13 protein-coding genes and 2 pseudogenes are annotated in these 15,629 nt (G+C 55.4%); 9 read left to right on the forward strand and 6 right to left on the reverse strand.

The genetic code is table 11. From position 1 onward, the window contains the following. Positions 1-16: 16 nt before the first annotated feature. Both ABLV49_RS22895 and ABLV49_RS22900 read left to right on the forward strand, forming a co-directional pair. A pseudogene (locus ABLV49_RS22895) lies at positions 17-367 on the forward strand (IS110 family transposase); the annotation flags it as partial. Further along, positions 360-689: pseudogene (locus tag ABLV49_RS22900) on the forward strand (IS4 family transposase); the annotation flags it as partial. The pseudogenes ABLV49_RS22895 and ABLV49_RS22900, both read left to right, overlap by 8 nt. A gap of 155 nt (positions 690-844) precedes the next feature. Here the strand turns inward: ABLV49_RS22900 and ABLV49_RS22905 are convergent. Continuing rightward, positions 845-1,843, reverse strand: a complete 999-nt coding sequence (locus tag ABLV49_RS22905; RefSeq protein ID WP_349282670.1) for an AraC family transcriptional regulator — start codon at positions 1,841-1,843, stop codon at positions 845-847. 552 nt (positions 1,844-2,395) lie between these two features. On the opposite strand from ABLV49_RS22905, the gene ABLV49_RS22910 reads away from it, so the two are divergent. From ABLV49_RS22910 to ABLV49_RS22940, 7 genes are all read left to right on the forward strand, one after another. Beyond that, a complete protein-coding gene (locus ABLV49_RS22910; protein WP_349282672.1) occupies positions 2,396-3,391 on the forward strand; it encodes a helix-turn-helix transcriptional regulator in 996 nt (331 codons plus the stop codon). A 114-nt stretch (positions 3,392-3,505) separates the two neighbouring features. Further along, positions 3,506-4,957, forward strand: a complete 1,452-nt coding sequence (locus ABLV49_RS22915; RefSeq protein ID WP_349282674.1) for an aldehyde dehydrogenase family protein — start codon at positions 3,506-3,508, stop codon at positions 4,955-4,957. A 99-nt stretch (positions 4,958-5,056) separates the two neighbouring features. Next, positions 5,057-6,304 carry a styrene monooxygenase/indole monooxygenase family protein gene (locus ABLV49_RS22920; RefSeq protein WP_349282676.1) on the forward strand — a complete coding sequence of 416 codons (1,248 nt, stop codon included), beginning with the start codon at positions 5,057-5,059 and terminating at the stop codon, positions 6,302-6,304. Between the two features lie 18 nt (positions 6,305-6,322). Continuing rightward, entirely contained in the window at positions 6,323-6,856 is a 534-nt protein-coding gene (locus ABLV49_RS22925; RefSeq protein WP_349282677.1) for a flavin reductase family protein, read from the forward strand. A 159-nt stretch (positions 6,857-7,015) separates the two neighbouring features. Next, on the forward strand, positions 7,016-7,585 hold the full coding sequence (styC, locus tag ABLV49_RS22930; protein WP_349282678.1) for a styrene-oxide isomerase StyC: 570 nt from the start codon (positions 7,016-7,018) through the stop codon (positions 7,583-7,585). Between the two features lie 380 nt (positions 7,586-7,965). Continuing rightward, on the forward strand, positions 7,966-8,622 hold the full coding sequence (locus ABLV49_RS22935; RefSeq protein ID WP_349282680.1) for an OmpW/AlkL family protein: 657 nt from the start codon (positions 7,966-7,968) through the stop codon (positions 8,620-8,622). A 350-nt stretch (positions 8,623-8,972) separates the two neighbouring features. Beyond that, positions 8,973-10,112 carry an ABC transporter substrate-binding protein gene (locus ABLV49_RS22940; RefSeq protein ID WP_349282682.1) on the forward strand — a complete coding sequence of 380 codons (1,140 nt, stop codon included), beginning with the start codon at positions 8,973-8,975 and terminating at the stop codon, positions 10,110-10,112. 149 nt (positions 10,113-10,261) lie between these two features. On the opposite strand, the gene ABLV49_RS22945 is transcribed toward ABLV49_RS22940, so the two are convergent. From ABLV49_RS22945 to paaX, 5 genes are all read right to left on the reverse strand, one after another. Continuing rightward, positions 10,262-11,578, reverse strand: a complete 1,317-nt coding sequence (locus ABLV49_RS22945; RefSeq protein WP_349282684.1) for an ATP-binding cassette domain-containing protein — start codon at positions 11,576-11,578, stop codon at positions 10,262-10,264. A 15-nt stretch (positions 11,579-11,593) separates the two neighbouring features. Further along, the gene (locus ABLV49_RS22950) at positions 11,594-12,355 is read right to left on the reverse strand and encodes an ABC transporter ATP-binding protein (RefSeq protein WP_349278650.1); all 762 of its coding nucleotides are present in this window, start codon (positions 12,353-12,355) and stop codon (positions 11,594-11,596) included. Positions 12,356-12,357: 2 nt separating this feature from the next. Further along, positions 12,358-13,290 (reverse strand): branched-chain amino acid ABC transporter permease, encoded by a 933-nt coding sequence (locus ABLV49_RS22955; RefSeq protein WP_349278652.1) that lies wholly within the window; start codon positions 13,288-13,290, stop codon positions 12,358-12,360. Positions 13,291-13,292: 2 nt separating this feature from the next. Beyond that, entirely contained in the window at positions 13,293-14,168 is an 876-nt protein-coding gene (locus tag ABLV49_RS22960; RefSeq protein ID WP_349282686.1) for a branched-chain amino acid ABC transporter permease, read from the reverse strand. A 400-nt stretch (positions 14,169-14,568) separates the two neighbouring features. Continuing rightward, positions 14,569-15,555 carry a phenylacetic acid degradation operon negative regulatory protein PaaX gene (gene paaX, locus ABLV49_RS22965; RefSeq protein WP_349282687.1) on the reverse strand — a complete coding sequence of 329 codons (987 nt, stop codon included), beginning with the start codon at positions 15,553-15,555 and terminating at the stop codon, positions 14,569-14,571. Positions 15,556-15,629: the final 74 nt, after the last annotated feature.

A 15,629-nucleotide genomic window follows, 5' to 3' on the forward strand; every position in this document is an offset into this window, starting at 1 on the left:
AGAAGGGGCATCCACCATGAAGCTTACGACTTTTGGCATTGACCTGGCAAAAAACGTCTTTCAGGTCCACGGAATTGATGAGCATGGCAAGGTACTCGTGAAGAAGCAGCTTCGTCGAGATCAGATGGCCACGTTCTTTGTGAACCTCCCGCCGTGCCTGATTGGAATGGAAGCCTGTGGCAGCGCGCATCACTGGGCGCGCAAGCTCCAGGCGATGGGCCACACGGTCCGCCTGATGGCGCCGCAGTTCGTCAAGCCGTATGTCAAGTCCAACAAGAACGATGCCGCTGACGCCGAGGCCATCTGCGAGGCAGTAGGCCGGCCCAACATGCGCTTTGTGCCGATCAAGAACGTGGATGCGCGCGCTGGTGCTGTATATGGTGGTGGCCTGGCGCATCGCGTGCCTCATGCGCCTGGGGCGCAGCTGCCCGGACTTGAACGCGCAGCTCATGTTCGAGGCCGACGAATGGCAGGCCGCCTACATTCTGAACAAAAAGCGCCCACCGGACACGCCGCCCACGCTCAACGAGGTGGTGCGCCTGGTGGCCCGGCTGGGGGGCTTTCTGGCGCGCACGGGCGATGGCGAACCGGGCGTGAAAACCATCTGGCTGGGTATGCAGCGCATCCTGGACTTTGCCGCTGGTGTCAAGTTCTCACGCGAACTTCAGGCGGCAGGGAGTTGTGTATAACGAAATGCGCTTGTCCCCCTTTGGCCAGTCGCACCGCCTTCAGCTTGAATTCCAGCGTGTACTTGCCCCACGGTTGCCCATCTTTTCTTTTGCTCACTTCTCATTCTCCAATACCTGAATTTCACCGGCGGGGTTTTTTATCAAACTATCTGTAATTATTGCCGCAAGGTTTGTGATGGTAATTCCTTGAACTTGGCCGCGTATGCTCTCGTGAAGTGACCGAGATGACTGAAACCCCACGCTAACGCCACACGGGTCACGGTCTCCGGTCTATTCTGCAACTTGGCGCACAAGAGTTCATCATGTACATGTTGCAGACGAACATCCTTGAGAAACACCATGGGACGCGTATTGCGGTAGCGTTGGAACCCAGTCTGGAGGCTCCGTACACTCATGCCTGTATGCCTCGCCAAATCCTCAATGGTGATCGGCTCGTTTGCATGGGCAAAGATGTAGTCCTCGCACCTCTTGACATAGTATGGTGCAATGATCGGTGAGGGGCGCAACAACTCGTCTCGATAGTTGTGTGGCTGCCCGCTTAACAGCGCACAGATAAGCAATTGCTCGGTTTGAGCAACCATCAACGGGAATTCGCTTGCGCTCTGAACGAATGGATTGGTAGAAGTGAGAAATTCGACCACGCTTTGCAGACTCGTCGTGCGGGTTTCGCTCAGATTCATACCGAGGTCGAATTCAAGTGGGCGCGATAGCTCATGGCCGAGATGCGCGGCACATGTCATCTCTATTGCTTCGCGATCAATGCGCACGATTAATTGATGGCACTCTGCTTGCCAACGCATCGATAAAGACGCTGCGGGTCCAACAACCGATGCCAAGCCGGGCGTCGACTGTATGCATTGCTTTCCGTACCTGATCTCTGCTGAACCGTGCAGCGGCATCATCACCAGAAGGAACGTGTCGAGAGGATCTGAACTGATGGTGACGTCCGCGCGGTAGCGCAAGCGGCTTAAGGAAATGCGACCGATCGAGGTGTGGTTCATTTCCGCACTAAGCCGCTGATGCGTGCCGACGACCCCGAGTCGATGCGGCCTGAAGATCTGACCGACCTTGCTGCTCGTCTCTTCAACGTCGTCTTCAATGTGAAACAACGGAGGACCGGACAAACAGTTTGTCAGCCGCGTGGTGTCGGTCATGACGCTCACTTTCCTTTACTTCTCTGCGCGCTTGCGCAACGCTTGTTCATGGCAGGGCTTCGATAGTTTCGCTTTCGGGATAGCGGCTGCGTTTTCTGGTTAGCGCGAAAACTACACATCGGGACAATGATGCCATTGGTTTTCGAGATCAAGCGCGCACCCCCGGTGCTGTCGAGCCAGATCACGCGTGAACCACAGAATCGGTGCGTTCTGGAGCACGAAACCGGTATAGCAATGGTGTTGGGATATTGAGTTGCACCCTCGAACTTGACCGCTTGACACAGGGGTTGCGATGTGTGTTTATGGAAATACAAGAGGATTGCACTCAACTGCATACGTTTCACGAAGACCATTTGTTAAATACACCCAGCGGCAATAGACCAAGGACAGAGCTGACGTAATTACTGTTCTGGCATGGTTTATTCAAGGCTCCGTTACCACGCATATCGACTGTGATTGATGCCATTGAGTCAGGAATATTTTATGTCCTTTCAATAGCCTATGACTTTAAGTCAACTGTCGCAAGTGGGGGAAACCATAAGGAGACAAATCATGAAGTCAGTCCCAATGTTTGATGCCGGACAGGCCAGTTTCAGAGAGAGCGATCCACCGTACGCGAGGAAAAAGCCCGTATTCGATGATATTGATGAACTGTTTCGCCAACAACGCACGCTACGTGACCGGCTGTTAGGTCACCGTCAACTGACCAGTGGGCGAGAACTCGCAGCAGAGATGCTCCTCTATCTCGACGACCCGCAAGCCTGCTGGGAGGTGCTTACCAAATGGCTATTGACTCGCACCCGCGCTCAACGCGTCGATGTTGGTTTTGGCACCAGCAGCGAAGCGAATTATCGGCCGAAGTTTGAGCGAGTGCGCGATGGCTGCGGCATGCGCAGCGTGATAGGCCTTGCAATGGATACACAGGATTCTGCCATCTCCATCGTGTGGGCCTCGGAACGTGCGGTCAAGTTTTCTGACATCGAGCGCGATGGCCGCTTGTGCCCACATACCAGAGCTTCGCTGCTTGTCGCCGGCACGCGGAGCAAGGTGGCCGTGGCCCTGCGTGATGGCCCACGCGAAGTAGGGTTATTGTGTTGCGATGCAACCCTCGAAGCTGGCGCTTGGACGGACTCAGAGTGTTGGATGATCGACACTGTGGCACGCGAGGTTGTTGGCCCGGTGTTCGCTGGCCTGCATCGTTTGCATCTGATTAACCTTGATGAAAACGATTTTTCCGTACCCGCATTGGAGTGCCTTGGTGCGTCCGCCCTGACGCCGGCAGAGCAGCGCGTTTCCCAACTGGTGGTGGCGGGTCTAAGCTACAAGGAAATCGCACGCCAGTTGGCGCGCTCCCCGTCCACTATCGATCATCAGCTGCGCAGTATTCGCCGCAAGCTGGGCGTGTCGTCAACTGCCAAGCTGATTCACGAACTGATGAGCGTAGCACGGGATACGGCGGTACCACGGCAGCTTGTCGAACCCTCGCTGACGCCGCGCATGCCACTGACTGTGAACCAGAGCGCCGGCGCATCGCGCTTTACGACATAGCGAAAACCCTATCGCGTGCTCACGCTATTGAGGCAGTAGTTGATTCACTCGACACTGAAGATTCGCTGCGGTCACATAACCGCCTTCGCTTCTTATATCAATGCTGGAGTTTCCATGAGCACTGAACTGCTTCACTTTATCCAAGGCCAATCCCGCGCCGCATCCGACGGCGCGACGATTCCATTGATCAGTCCTGTTACGGAACAAACCTACGCTAACGTTGCCTGTGGAACGGTTGCCGACGTTGACGCCGCAGTCAAGGCCGCTCGCACCCAGATTGACGGTGGTGAGTGGAGCAAGATGAGCGGGGTACAGCGAGGCATCCTGATCAACAAGCTGGCTGACCTTGTTGAACGCGATGCCAATATGCTGGCCGACATGGACGCGATGTGCATTGGCCGTCCGCCGATTGAACCGCGTTTGCTGGATCTGCCCAATGTGATCGGAACGCTCCGCACAAGCGGTGGATGGGCCGACAAGATTGAGGGCCGCACGATTCCTACACCCGGCTACATGGGCATCAAGACCCTGTCGTACACACAGCACGAACCGATCGGTGTCGTAGGCGCTATCGTGCCCTGGAACACGCCGCTGATGATTACTTGCTGGAAGGTTGGTCCAGCCTTGGCCGCAGGTTGTACGCTGGTGATCAAACCTTCTGAAGAAGCACCATTGTCGGCATTGCACCTGGCTGTGCTGTGCAAGGAGGCGGGCATTCCTGATGGTGTAGTGAACGTCGTAACTGGCTATGGAGAAGTCGTCGGTAAGGCGCTGTGTACGCATCCTGGCGTGGACAAGATCACCTTCACGGGAAGCCCGGAAGTTGGCCGCGAAATCCAGCGCACTGCGGGGTCGCTGTTCAAACGTTTGTCGCTGGAGCTGGGCGGCAAAAGCCCGCAGATCGTTTTCGAGGACGCGGTCATGGATCAAGCGATTCAAGGCTGTGCAATGGGTCTGTTTTTCAATCAAGGTGAAATCTGTGCCGCAGGCACCCGCATCCTGGCGCATCGCTCCATTGCCGACCAGTTAGCCCGTGCGCTGGCAGATATTGCCTCGTCCATCCAGGTAGGTGATCCATCAAAGCCTGGCGTCAGTATGGGGGCAGTCGCCAACAAAGCGCAGTACGAGAGGGTAAACCGCTACATCGAGCAAGGCATTCAGGAAGGTGCGCAGGTCTTGGCTGGCGGCGTATCAGAGCGCGGAACAGGATTTTTCGTTAAGCCGACCGTGTTTGCCAACGTCAATAACAGTATGACGATCGCACGAGAAGAAATATTCGGTCCCGTGGGCGTGGTGATTCCGTTTGATACCGACGAGGAGGCGATAGCACTGGCCAATGACAGCGACTACGGTTTGGGTGCCACGGTATGGACGCAAAACATCGGCCGTGGCCATAAAGTGGCGCAGGCTGTGAGAGCAGGTGCAGTTGGCATCAACTGCTGGGCTCCAATTGACCCCCATTTGCCCTGGGGCGGCTTCAAGGCCAGCGGTATCGGCAGGGAATGTGGATTGTCCGGTGTGCTTGCCTACACCGAAGAGAAGGTGATCACCGTATTGCTGCCATGAACACTGCGCCATTGACTTGCGCAACACGTCACTGAAGCAAGAACGCAGAATTTTCGACTCACTCGCACCCCCTTATCAATAACCCCTAGGAGACAAGTAATGAAATCAATCGCAATCGTTGGTGCCGGTCAGTCCGGTTTGCAGCTTGCATTAGCACTGCTCGGCCGCGGCTATGAAGTAACCGTCATTTCAAATCGCACGGCAGAACAGATCCGGACCGGCAAGGTAATGTCCAGTCAGTGTATGTTCGATGCATCATTGCAGACAGAGCGTGAACTCGGGCTCAACTGGTGGGATACAGACTGTCCACCCATTGATGGATTCGGTGTCACGGTGACCAATCCAGAAGAAATCGGTACGAAATTAATTGATTGGGTCGCACCGCTGGATGGCTTTGCCCAGTCGGTTGACCAGCGCGTGAAGATGCCAGCATGGATGGCTGAGTTTGAACGCCGGGGCGGTAACCTCGTGATCAAGGATGCCGGGGTGGAAGAGTTGGAGGAATATAGCCAGACCTACGATTTGGTGGTTATCGCCGCCGGTAAAGGCGATATTGTCAAATTGTTCGAGCGCGATGAGGTGCGTTCGGTGTTCGCTAGTCCACAGCGCGCGCTGGCCCTCACCTATGTTACGGGCGTGGAGCCTCGCTCACCGCTGCCTGGCATCACCTTCACCGCGATTCCTGGAATTGGTGAATGGGTTATGTTTCCTGGACTCACCACCACTGGCCCATGCGAAATCATGACCTTCTTTGGGATTCCCGGCGGCCCACTGGATTGCTGGGGCGACGTGAAGACACCCGAGCAGCACCTAGAAAAGACCATGTCGCTGCTGAAAACCTATGTGCCGTGGGGCGCTGAGCGTTGCCGCAACGCACAGTTGACCGATGACAATGGATTCCTCAGTGGTCGCGTCACGCCGACCGTACGCAAGCCGGTTGTGCGGCTACCCTCGGGTCGCTTCATATTGGGTATGGCTGATGTCGTTGTCGTCGGTGACCCGATCAACGGGCAAGGATCCAATAATGCGGCCAAATGTGCAACTTCGTATTTGCATTCCATCCTTGCACTTGGAGAGCAACAACCGACGCAAGAGTGGATGCAGCAAACCTTCGAGCAGTTCTGGAACTATGCCGATTATGTGGTGAGCTGGAGCGCCGCAATGCTGCGTCCGCCGGAACCGCATGTTCTTAACCTGCTGGGAGCGGCCGGACAACTTCCGTCAGTTGCACACGCGATTGTCAATGGCTTTAACCATCCGCCATCGCTCTTTCCTTGGTGGTTGGATGCAAAAGAATGTGAGAAATTCATTGCGCTCAAAGCATCCGAAATGGAACTGACTGCTTAACACGGAAAGAATTAAGCCATGAGTACTAACAATGCAACAGCTTCACATGAAGCCCAGTCCAAGATTGATCCGCGCGAAATGCGGTCTGCCTTTGGGAAGTTTGCCACCGGCGTGACCGTGGTGACCACACGAGCCGCGGAGGGGCACTTGGTGGGACTGACCGTCAACTCGTTCTCGTCGCTATCGCTCGATCCACCGCTGATTTTGTGGAGCCTAGTGAAACATTCGCCCAACCTGCAGGTATTTTGTGACGCTCCGCATTTCGCCATCAACATACTGAGCGCGGATCAGCAAGGCATCGCACGCCAGTTCGCAACGCCAGTCAAGGACAAATTCGTTGGCGTAGATTCGGACCTGAGCACCCATGGCATCCCTCTGCTCGCCGATGCGCTTGCGCATTTCGAGTGCAGCCTGGCCCATGTTTACGAAGGCGGGGATCACTTGATCTTCGTCGGCAAGGTGGAAAAGTTCAGCACTTTTGAGCGCTGCCCGTTGCTCTTCCACGGAGGTGATTTTCAACAAATTGCGATTGGCGATAGGGCTCCTCGTTAACCGATTTAAACCGAAACGGTGCGCTGTCGTCCCGAAAGGAAAGCATTTCTTCCGAGCCCAGAAGTGGGGGTCGGGCGCGGCGCAATGGCAAGGTGTACACCGAAACGAAGTCGATTTTCGTCTTGGATTGAGTTTATATCCTAATTAAGGAGCAACAGCATGGCAGAAGAGAACACACTGGGTTCAGGGCGTTTGACAAACAATGAGAGGCTCAATACGCTCTCCAGCACGACGGATACCACCGAATCCTCTATCCGATTCACGAGACTGCAGCGTCTCATGATCGGGAATGGCATCCTGATACTGTTCATGGCTCTGGTTGCAGGCTTGGGACTTTGGATGTCGCTGGTCGGTGGCTTCGAGTTCATTCCTGGTACGGTGACTCAGTTCTCCATACCAGGCACGCCGGAAGGTTGGGCGAAGGCCCATCGCGGAACCCCCATGAATGCGCTCATGGTTTTTACGGTGGCCCTGATTCTTCCAGGTCTGGGATTCACGCAGCGCACTCAGGCACTACTGGGCTGGATCATTGTCGGCACAGGCTGGGCCAACACCATGTTCTATTTCTTCGCGAACTTTTCCCAGAACCGCGGACTCACCTTTGGCGCGAATCACTTTGGACCCGGTACCCTTGAAAGCTTCCTCGCGCTGGCGCCCGCCTATTTCTTTGGCGTGTTGAGCATGGCTGGCCTGATATGGATGGCGCGCAAGGCATTTCAAAAAGAGTGACAAGCACTTTTATCGTCAACGCGAGCAAGCGAAACAATGACTTGTTCAAGCTCTCATGTATTGACTCTGGTCACCGTTGAACGCAGTGCTGGCTGGTGTTGATGTATGCAAAGAGTCCAAAAATCTGTTGCAAGTTCCGGTTTACCTCACCAATGCTTAGGACTGAGCTTGTTGTCGGTGAACTTGAGGTGCCGGGAGTTGTGTTCATTTATCTCTCTCCCTCCTCAGCGTTAACCGAAGCGACCCCTTAACGGTGCTGCTTTTGACGTATTGAAGATGATTGAAAGTGCTTTGTAAGCAGTCCGGATACTGCTTTAGTTATGTGATTTAGTCAGTTGAGGAGATCCGGCTCCTTTTTATAAACTTCGGAGACAGACAATATGAAAACAACCAGATTGCATTGGGCCCTTGTGGCCATGATTGGCGTTTGCGGTGGACCCGCTTTGGCGCAGATCTCGCCATGGTCTGTGCATGTGGGAGCAGTCGCAGTGGGGCTGAACGTAAAAACAACGGCTGAGTCCCCCCAAGGGACACCGATTCCAGGAAGTAGCTTGTCTGCTGGAGACGGGACAACATTGGGCGTGGAAGTCGGCTATGACGTGACGCCAAGCTGGACGGGACGTCTGACCGTCGGTGTTCCTCTGAAGTCTACAGTTACAGGAACTGGCACTTTGTCGCCACTAGGCGCTGCCGGTGCACTCAAGTATGGCCCAGCCATATTGACTGCGACATATCGCCTTGGTAAGTTTGGATCATTCCAACCCTATGTAGGTGCAGGCGCGGCTTATCTTATCGTGTTCTCGACTGAAGACGCGGGTGTATCAAATTTCAAAGTCAAGAACGCGTTTGGCAGTGCTTTGCAGATTGGAGCAGACCTTGATCTTGGTGGAGGTGTTGGGCTCTTCATTGATGTCAAGAAGGTGTATGTGAAGACCACGGTAACCGGCACGGTGCCAGCGTTTGGAGGTGCACCCGCTTTCGCTTCAGCACGTGTGGATCCCTTGTTGATACATGCAGGGTTGTCGTACCGATTTTGACCTGTGGGTGGCGATGCTCGAGCTCTTCGTGTCCCTTTGTATTTATTAAGGTCCACGGAGCAGTTTCATCAATCGGCACCATAGCTCAAATGCACGGTGCTCCTGCTCTGACTATTTACCCAACTTGTCTGTCGCATTACTTCGTGGACTCCGAGCCTTAAAAATTAAGTGCTCATGCGGATTAGCAGCAAGGTGGTGGAGCGACATGGATATTGCAGGATTTCAAGACGTTATTGATCCTCAGTAACCAAATACCTCATTGAGCACGCCGGAGTTCTTGATGTTACGCAAGTGTGAAATGCATCAAAGCACTGTTGTATAGAGATCGTTCAAATAGAAAGTCCGACATCATGTTTTTTCTCAAACGGATCGTTCTGCACCTAACGCTGATCTTTCCGATTTTACTGCTGAGCTACGTCCACGCGGCCGAAATTGTCGTCGCCCAGGTAGCGGCTTTTTCGGGGCCGATCGGACCGTATGGGGTACAAACTCATTTAGGCGCTTCCGTATTGTTTGCCTCCGTGAATGCCAAAGGGGGAGTCAACGGCTCCAAAATCAGGTTCGTGGCTCGGGATGACAAAATGAATCCCAAAGTCACGGTAGCGCTTTTTGAGGAAGTGGCCCGAGAAGAAAAACCCGTCGCGTTTCTCTATCCCATCGGGCCAGAGAGCATTTCTGCATTGCTGCAGCAGTCTTTCCCTGAAAAGCAGGGCATACCTATCCTCGGTACTATTCCTTCTGCGTATAAACCGGGCGATCCAGTCCGTCCCTACACGTTCCATGTCGGCGTTGGGGACAGTGCTGAAATTACCAGGATTGTGGAGCACATTGCGACTTTAGGGATACAGAAGATTGGCATTGTTCACTGGTCAGCACCTACTGGTATCGAGGCCGCAAAACTGGTAGAGCGGGAAGCCAGTAAGCGAAAAATAGATGTCATCGTCAAAGCAACAGTTGAGGTAGGCACGAGCAGGGTCGGCCCTGCTCTGGCTGCCATAAGAAATGCAAAGCCTAGCGCGACTATCGTATTTTTGCCTGTCGATGCGACTGGAGCTTTCGTGAAGGGTCTTCGAGAGGCGAAAGACACTTCATCCGTTTACGCGCTGTCTTATACCGAGTCTTCATTGCTCGTGCAGTTTGCCGGAGCAAATAACGTGCAAGGGGTGGGTATTTCCCAGATCGTACCCAACCCATTCGTCGGTGCGTCAGCGCTTTTGAAGGAATACCAGGAGGATATGCGACGATTCGCTCCCAAGGATGCCAACTTTAGCAGTCTGTCATTTGAGGGCTATATCGCGGCAAAAATACTGGTCGAGGGAATGCGGCGCGCTGGCCCGACGATCAATGGAAATACAGTGAAGACTGGGTTGGAAAAGTTGCAAAATATCGATTTGGGCGGGTTGATCATGAATTACGACCCGGAGAATCACGTCGCCCTCAAGTTTCAAAATATTGGCGCTGTCCGTGCCAATGGCCGGCTCGCTTTTTGAGGTTACGCGATTGATCATCAGTATGCTTCTTTCGTTGCCAGTTGACCTACCAGGATCCATCTTCACTGCTGTGTCCGGCCATTGCAACGTATTCGCATTTCCCCTCAAGCCGGAGTCTTCAGGCAGCTTGCATGATTTTCCAGGAAATACTACATACCCAAGTACGCGGCGCGCACCTGTTCATTGCGAATGAGTTCCTGGCCGGTGCCGGTCAGGGTGACGTTGCCGGTTTCCAGCACATAGCCGCGGTCGGCAATGGCCAGCGCGGCGAATGCGTTTTGCTCGACCAGCAAAATGGTCATGCCCTGGGCCTTGAGCATCTTGACGACGTTGAAGACCTCCTCCACCAGCAGCGGCGCCAGGCCCATGGATGGCTCGTCGAGCAGAAGCATCTTGGGCCGCCCCATCAAGGCGCGGCCGATCGCCAGCATCTGCTGCTGGCCACCGGACAAGGTGCCTGCAGGCAACTTTCGCTTTTCCTTGAGGATGGGGAACATGGCGAAGACCTTTTCCAGATCGCCTTCGACTTGATTCCTGGGCTGCGTGTAGGCTCCCAGGCGCAAGTTGTCGTCAATCGACAGCGGCCCGAACACCTGGCGACCCTCCGGACTCTGGCAGATGCCCCGGCGCATGCGCATGTCCGAGCGCAGCCGGCTGATGTCTTCCTCGTCAAAATGAATGCTGCCCGCGCTCATTGGCTGCACGCCCGACAAGGTGCGCAGGAAGGTGGTCTTGCCCGCGCCATTGGCCCCCACCAGGGCAACGGTTTCGCCGCGCCGCACTTCCAGGCTAATGCCCTTCAGGGCCTTGATGCGGCCATAGCAACTCTCCATGTTAATGACGCGCAGCAAGACATCTGCCTTGACCGGCGCTGCATCCGGCTGCAACTTGCCCGCTGTGTGCCCGCCCAGTCCAATCGACTCCGGGGCCAGACTGGCGATGCGGTGAAACAGTTCACGAAACTCCGCTTTGGCTTTGTCGCCAAACAGTGGGTCATCGTTATCGAGGAAGGCGCGGTCAATCTCGGCCCAATCGTCGGCGGTCAATACCTCACGGGCCAAGGGCATCACCAACTTTTCTTCCTGGCGCATATGGTTTTTAAGCCCGGCCGTGTAGGTCCGCAAAGCGGCAACAAACTCGGGGGCAGCCAGCTCGCCCTGAGAGGCTTGCACTACACAGGCGCGCAGGGCCTTGAGTTGTTGCGGTCCATCGCGATGCTCCTCCTGCAAGGGGTCCAGAATGCCAGCAGCCTTGGTGGTGCGCAGACGCAGCAGGCGAAACAGATGGTCGTCTTCCTTGGGGTGGTGATAACGATCGACAAACTGCTCGATGTAATCAAAGACCGAGTCGAAAAAGGCCGGATCGACCTTTGCGCCGCCCTCGATTTCCTCTGCGACATGGTCGATGGTGGTGGCCAGGCGCCACATATTGCTGTGGTCTTCGCTGATGATGCGTAGTGATTGCATGCTGTGCTTCTTCTTTTAGGCGTGCGTGCCGAGGTAGGCGGCGATCACATCGGGATTTTTGCGAACTTCGTCGCCCGTGCCCTCAGTCAGCTTCTTGCCGTAGTCGAGCACCAGGATTCGGTCGGAGAGGTTCATGACCATCTTCATGTCGTGCTCCACCAGCACCACGGTGACGCCAGAATCGGCCACCTTGCGCACGAGTTCATCGACTTCAATGGTTTCCTTCGGGTTCAGACCCGCTGCGGGCTCATCCAGAAAGATGATGCGTGGCTTCAACGCCAACGCCCGGGCAATTTCCAGCCGTTTCAGTGCCCCGTAAGGCATGCTGTCAGCGCGAGCTTCGATGTATTTCTCCAGGCCCACAAAGCGCATCAGCTCCGCGGACTCTTCGCGCAGTTCAGCGTCACGCCGCTTGATGGATGGAAAACGCAGCGCCGCCTTGAGCGGATTGCGGTCCAGCCGCAGGTGGGCGCCCACCATCACGTTCTCCAGGGCGCTCATGTTCATGCAGATCTGCAGGTTCTGAAACGTGCGGGCAACGCCGCGCCTGGCCAATTCATTGGGTGGTTTGCCACCGATGGATTCACCGTCCAGCAAGATGGAGCCACTGGTGGGGGTATAAACCCCGGTGATCAGGTTGAACAGGGTGGTCTTGCCCGCGCCGTTGGGGCCGATGACGGCATAGACGATGCCAGGCTCGATGCTGAAACTGACGTTTTGCACCGCCTTGACACCACCGAACTGGATGGAGAGTTGCTTGACTTCAAGGAGTGCCATGCTCAGGCTCCCTTGCCAAATTTAGCTGCCAGCGTGGGCACCAGGCCGCGGGGCATGAAGATCATGCAAATCATCAGGATGGTGCCGAAAGCGACGGTTTCCCAGCCTTCAAAAGTAGCCAGCGCCTGCGGCAGTGCGGTCAGCAGCACGGCGCCGACCAGGGAGCCATAGACCGAGGCCATGCCGCCAATCACCACCATGGTGACCAGTTCAATGGAATGGAAGAAGTCGGCGAAGTTGGGCGTTACAAAGCCCACGTAATGCGCCGTGACGCTGCCCATCAGGCTGGCAAAGACCGCGGAGATGACAAAGATTGACACCTTGTAGCGCACCACATCGACCCCGGCAACCTGGGAAGCGACTTCCGAGCCATGCAAAGCCCGCAGGGCGCGGCCAAATGGCGAGTCGATCAGGTTGAGCGAGGCCCAGACACTGACCGAGAGCAGCAGGGCAACAACCCAATACCAGTGCTTGTCGCTGGACAACTCAAAGCCCAGCAAGCCCAACGCGGGTACTGGCATGCCGTCCGGGCCGCCGGTCAAGGCCGCCTCCGTGCGCAGCACAATGTTGATGATGATGCCCAAACCCAGGGTAGCCATGGCCAGATAGTGACCCTTCAATTTGAAGATCGGCCGGGCTACCAGCGCAGCCAGCAGGCCAGTGGCAACAGCACCGGCCCCCATGGCGAGCAGCGGATGCCAGCCGAAGTGGGTTGGCAGCACGGCAGAAGCGTAGGCCCCGATCCCCAGGAAGCCGGCGTGCCCCATGCTGATCTGGCCGGCAAAGCCGATCAGCAGGTTCAGGCCCAGGACAATCACGGCGTTAATGGCCATGCGAATCGCCAGATCCACATAGAAACTATTGGGCAGCACGAAGGGCAGCACCAGCAGAATGGCGATAACGATGTAGAGACCGACATAAGCGTTCTTTTTCATGCTTACACCCGGTCCGTTGATTTGCCGCCAAACAGGCCACGCGGCATGAAGAACAGCATGAACAAGATGAGCACAAATGGAATCGCATCTTTGTAGGCCGAGGAGATGTAGCCCGCGCCCATCGCCTCCAGGATGCCAACGAGCAGGCCGCCAAGCACGGCGCCCAGGCCATTGCCTAGGCCGCCGACGACTGCGGCAACGAAGCCTTTGAGGCCGAGCATGATGCCCACGTCGTAAGAGGTCAACGTAATGGGGGTGACCAAAATGCCGCCGATCGCACCCAGGGCTGCCGACATGGCAAAGCTCATGAAGAGCACCCAGCTGGTGTTGATGCCAACCAGCTCTGCCGCCAGGCGGTTAAACGACGTGGCCAGCATGGCCTTGCCGTGCAGCGTGCGGCTGAAGAAGTACCAAAGCGCCACCACAACCAGAGCGGTGACGCCCAGCACCCAGAGGCTTTGCGGCATCAGGGTGGCGCCCAGGATTTCAATCGGGACATCCCCTGAGAATGCTGGCAGGCTGTGCGTGCCTTTGCCCAGCCAAACCTGAATCAGGCCGCGAATGACCAGGGACGCGCCGATGGTGATGATGATCAGGGTAACCGTTTCGGCACCCTTGACCGGCTCGATGGCCAGCTTTTCCAGTACCACGCCGACGATGGCCGGCACCAGAATGGCCAGCATCAGTGCGACGGGCAGTGGCAATCCGGCCTGGGCGAAGAACACCGCCAGCATGCCGCCGAGCATGATGAATTCACCCTGTGCAAAGTTGATGACGTTGCTGGCGTTGTAGATCAGCGTAAAGCCCAGAGCAGCCAGGGCATAGGTCGCGCCGACGGTCATGCCAGAAAAAAGGAATTGCAGGAATTGGGCGAGCATTACGCAGGCCGTCCTGTTTGGGGAAAACTCCGGTAGCTGAACGATTGCTTGAGCATTTTTTCCTTATCGGTTTGGCAAGAGGCAACATGCCCGTGGCCGCCGATTCTGAAATGCAGCAATCAATTTGTCAATTGAAGTGATACAAAAAAAAATTAAAAAATGAAATTTCGTATCACTTTATATCTTGTCAACAGGGTTTTCCCTTGCTTGTAAAGTGATAATTCAAAGTGAAAAGGCCGCAAGCATATATGGTTGAGCAACCCGGATCAGTCCGGTATCGTCGCTGCAATAGCGTCTCTGCAACTGAGGGTTTCAATGGCTGCGGCCTGACAAGCAGGCATGAATCAATCAATCAATCAATCAATCAATCAATCAATCAATCAATCAATCAATGCGGACGTTAGACCGGTGAAGACAGCGGGTCTTCATTTTGGAAACGTTCGGCCAACATCGGAAGTGCACCTGGTGTTGTACCGTTGGCCAGTTTCATGTGCAGATCAATGTGACGCTCGGAGGGCGCGAGCAAGCGCCGGTAGAGTTCCTTGCACAGCAGGCGAGCTTTTTGTCCGGGCCAATTTGCAGGAAGCAGTACGTCGGGAAGCTCGGGGTCGCGTAACAGCAGCCGGCGATAGTCGTGAATGAGCAGTATGCGCATCAAAAAAGCGCTTTTGTCATCAATCGCGTTGTTAGCAACATGGCGCAGTTTTTCTAAAAATGGGCTGTAGCGGACTACGAAATCACTATAAGACGCGCCCAGTTGTTCCAGGTTCCATGCGCGCTGCACCATGTCGGCGTCACTTGCCGAGAGGTCCGACCCCGCATCGGCGGCAAGCAAAGGCATCAAGTGCTTCAACAAATCACTCATGCCCTCGGTCATGAGCGCATCCAAAGCGGTTGCCAGATCGGTGCTTGGATGCACAAAACAATCTGAACCGACGACGCCAAAACCCTGCCAGAAGAACGCGCGGCGCAAACGTTCGCGCTGCTTGGTGTCCAGTTCTCCGACGGTCAGGATGAGGCGCCAGCGGCGATCCCAGATGGGTGCGTTAGAGGCGTAGATATGGCGGGCTGTTTCTTCAAAGCGACGCTGCCCTGCGGGGGTCAGCATGTAATCCGCGCGACGGCCTATCGCTTCCGAATACATCCATTCGTCCTTGACGAGGCGAAAAATTGAAGTTCGGATGAGTCTGTCACTGAGCTCCAAAGGCTCCAGCAAACCAATCAGGCTGCCTAGCCAGATCCGCCCGCCACGCGGCAGGACGGCATCGCCAAAAACAGAAATTATCAAGGATCCGGCTTTTATGCGGCTTTGCTGCCGAAATTCGGCAAGGTGTTTTTGGATGAGATCAATCACGTGAATTGCAAAAAGAGGTCGACGTAAAGCCATGAATCTTAGCTTCTCCCATTCTTTTATAAGTCCGGCTGGTGTTGTTCTGCATCACGAAGATCGTTGTTTTTTGT

The sequence above is a fragment of the Polaromonas hydrogenivorans genome, from assembly GCF_040105105.1.
In the GTDB taxonomy this organism is placed as follows: domain Bacteria; phylum Pseudomonadota; class Gammaproteobacteria; order Burkholderiales; family Burkholderiaceae_C; genus Polaromonas; species Polaromonas hydrogenivorans.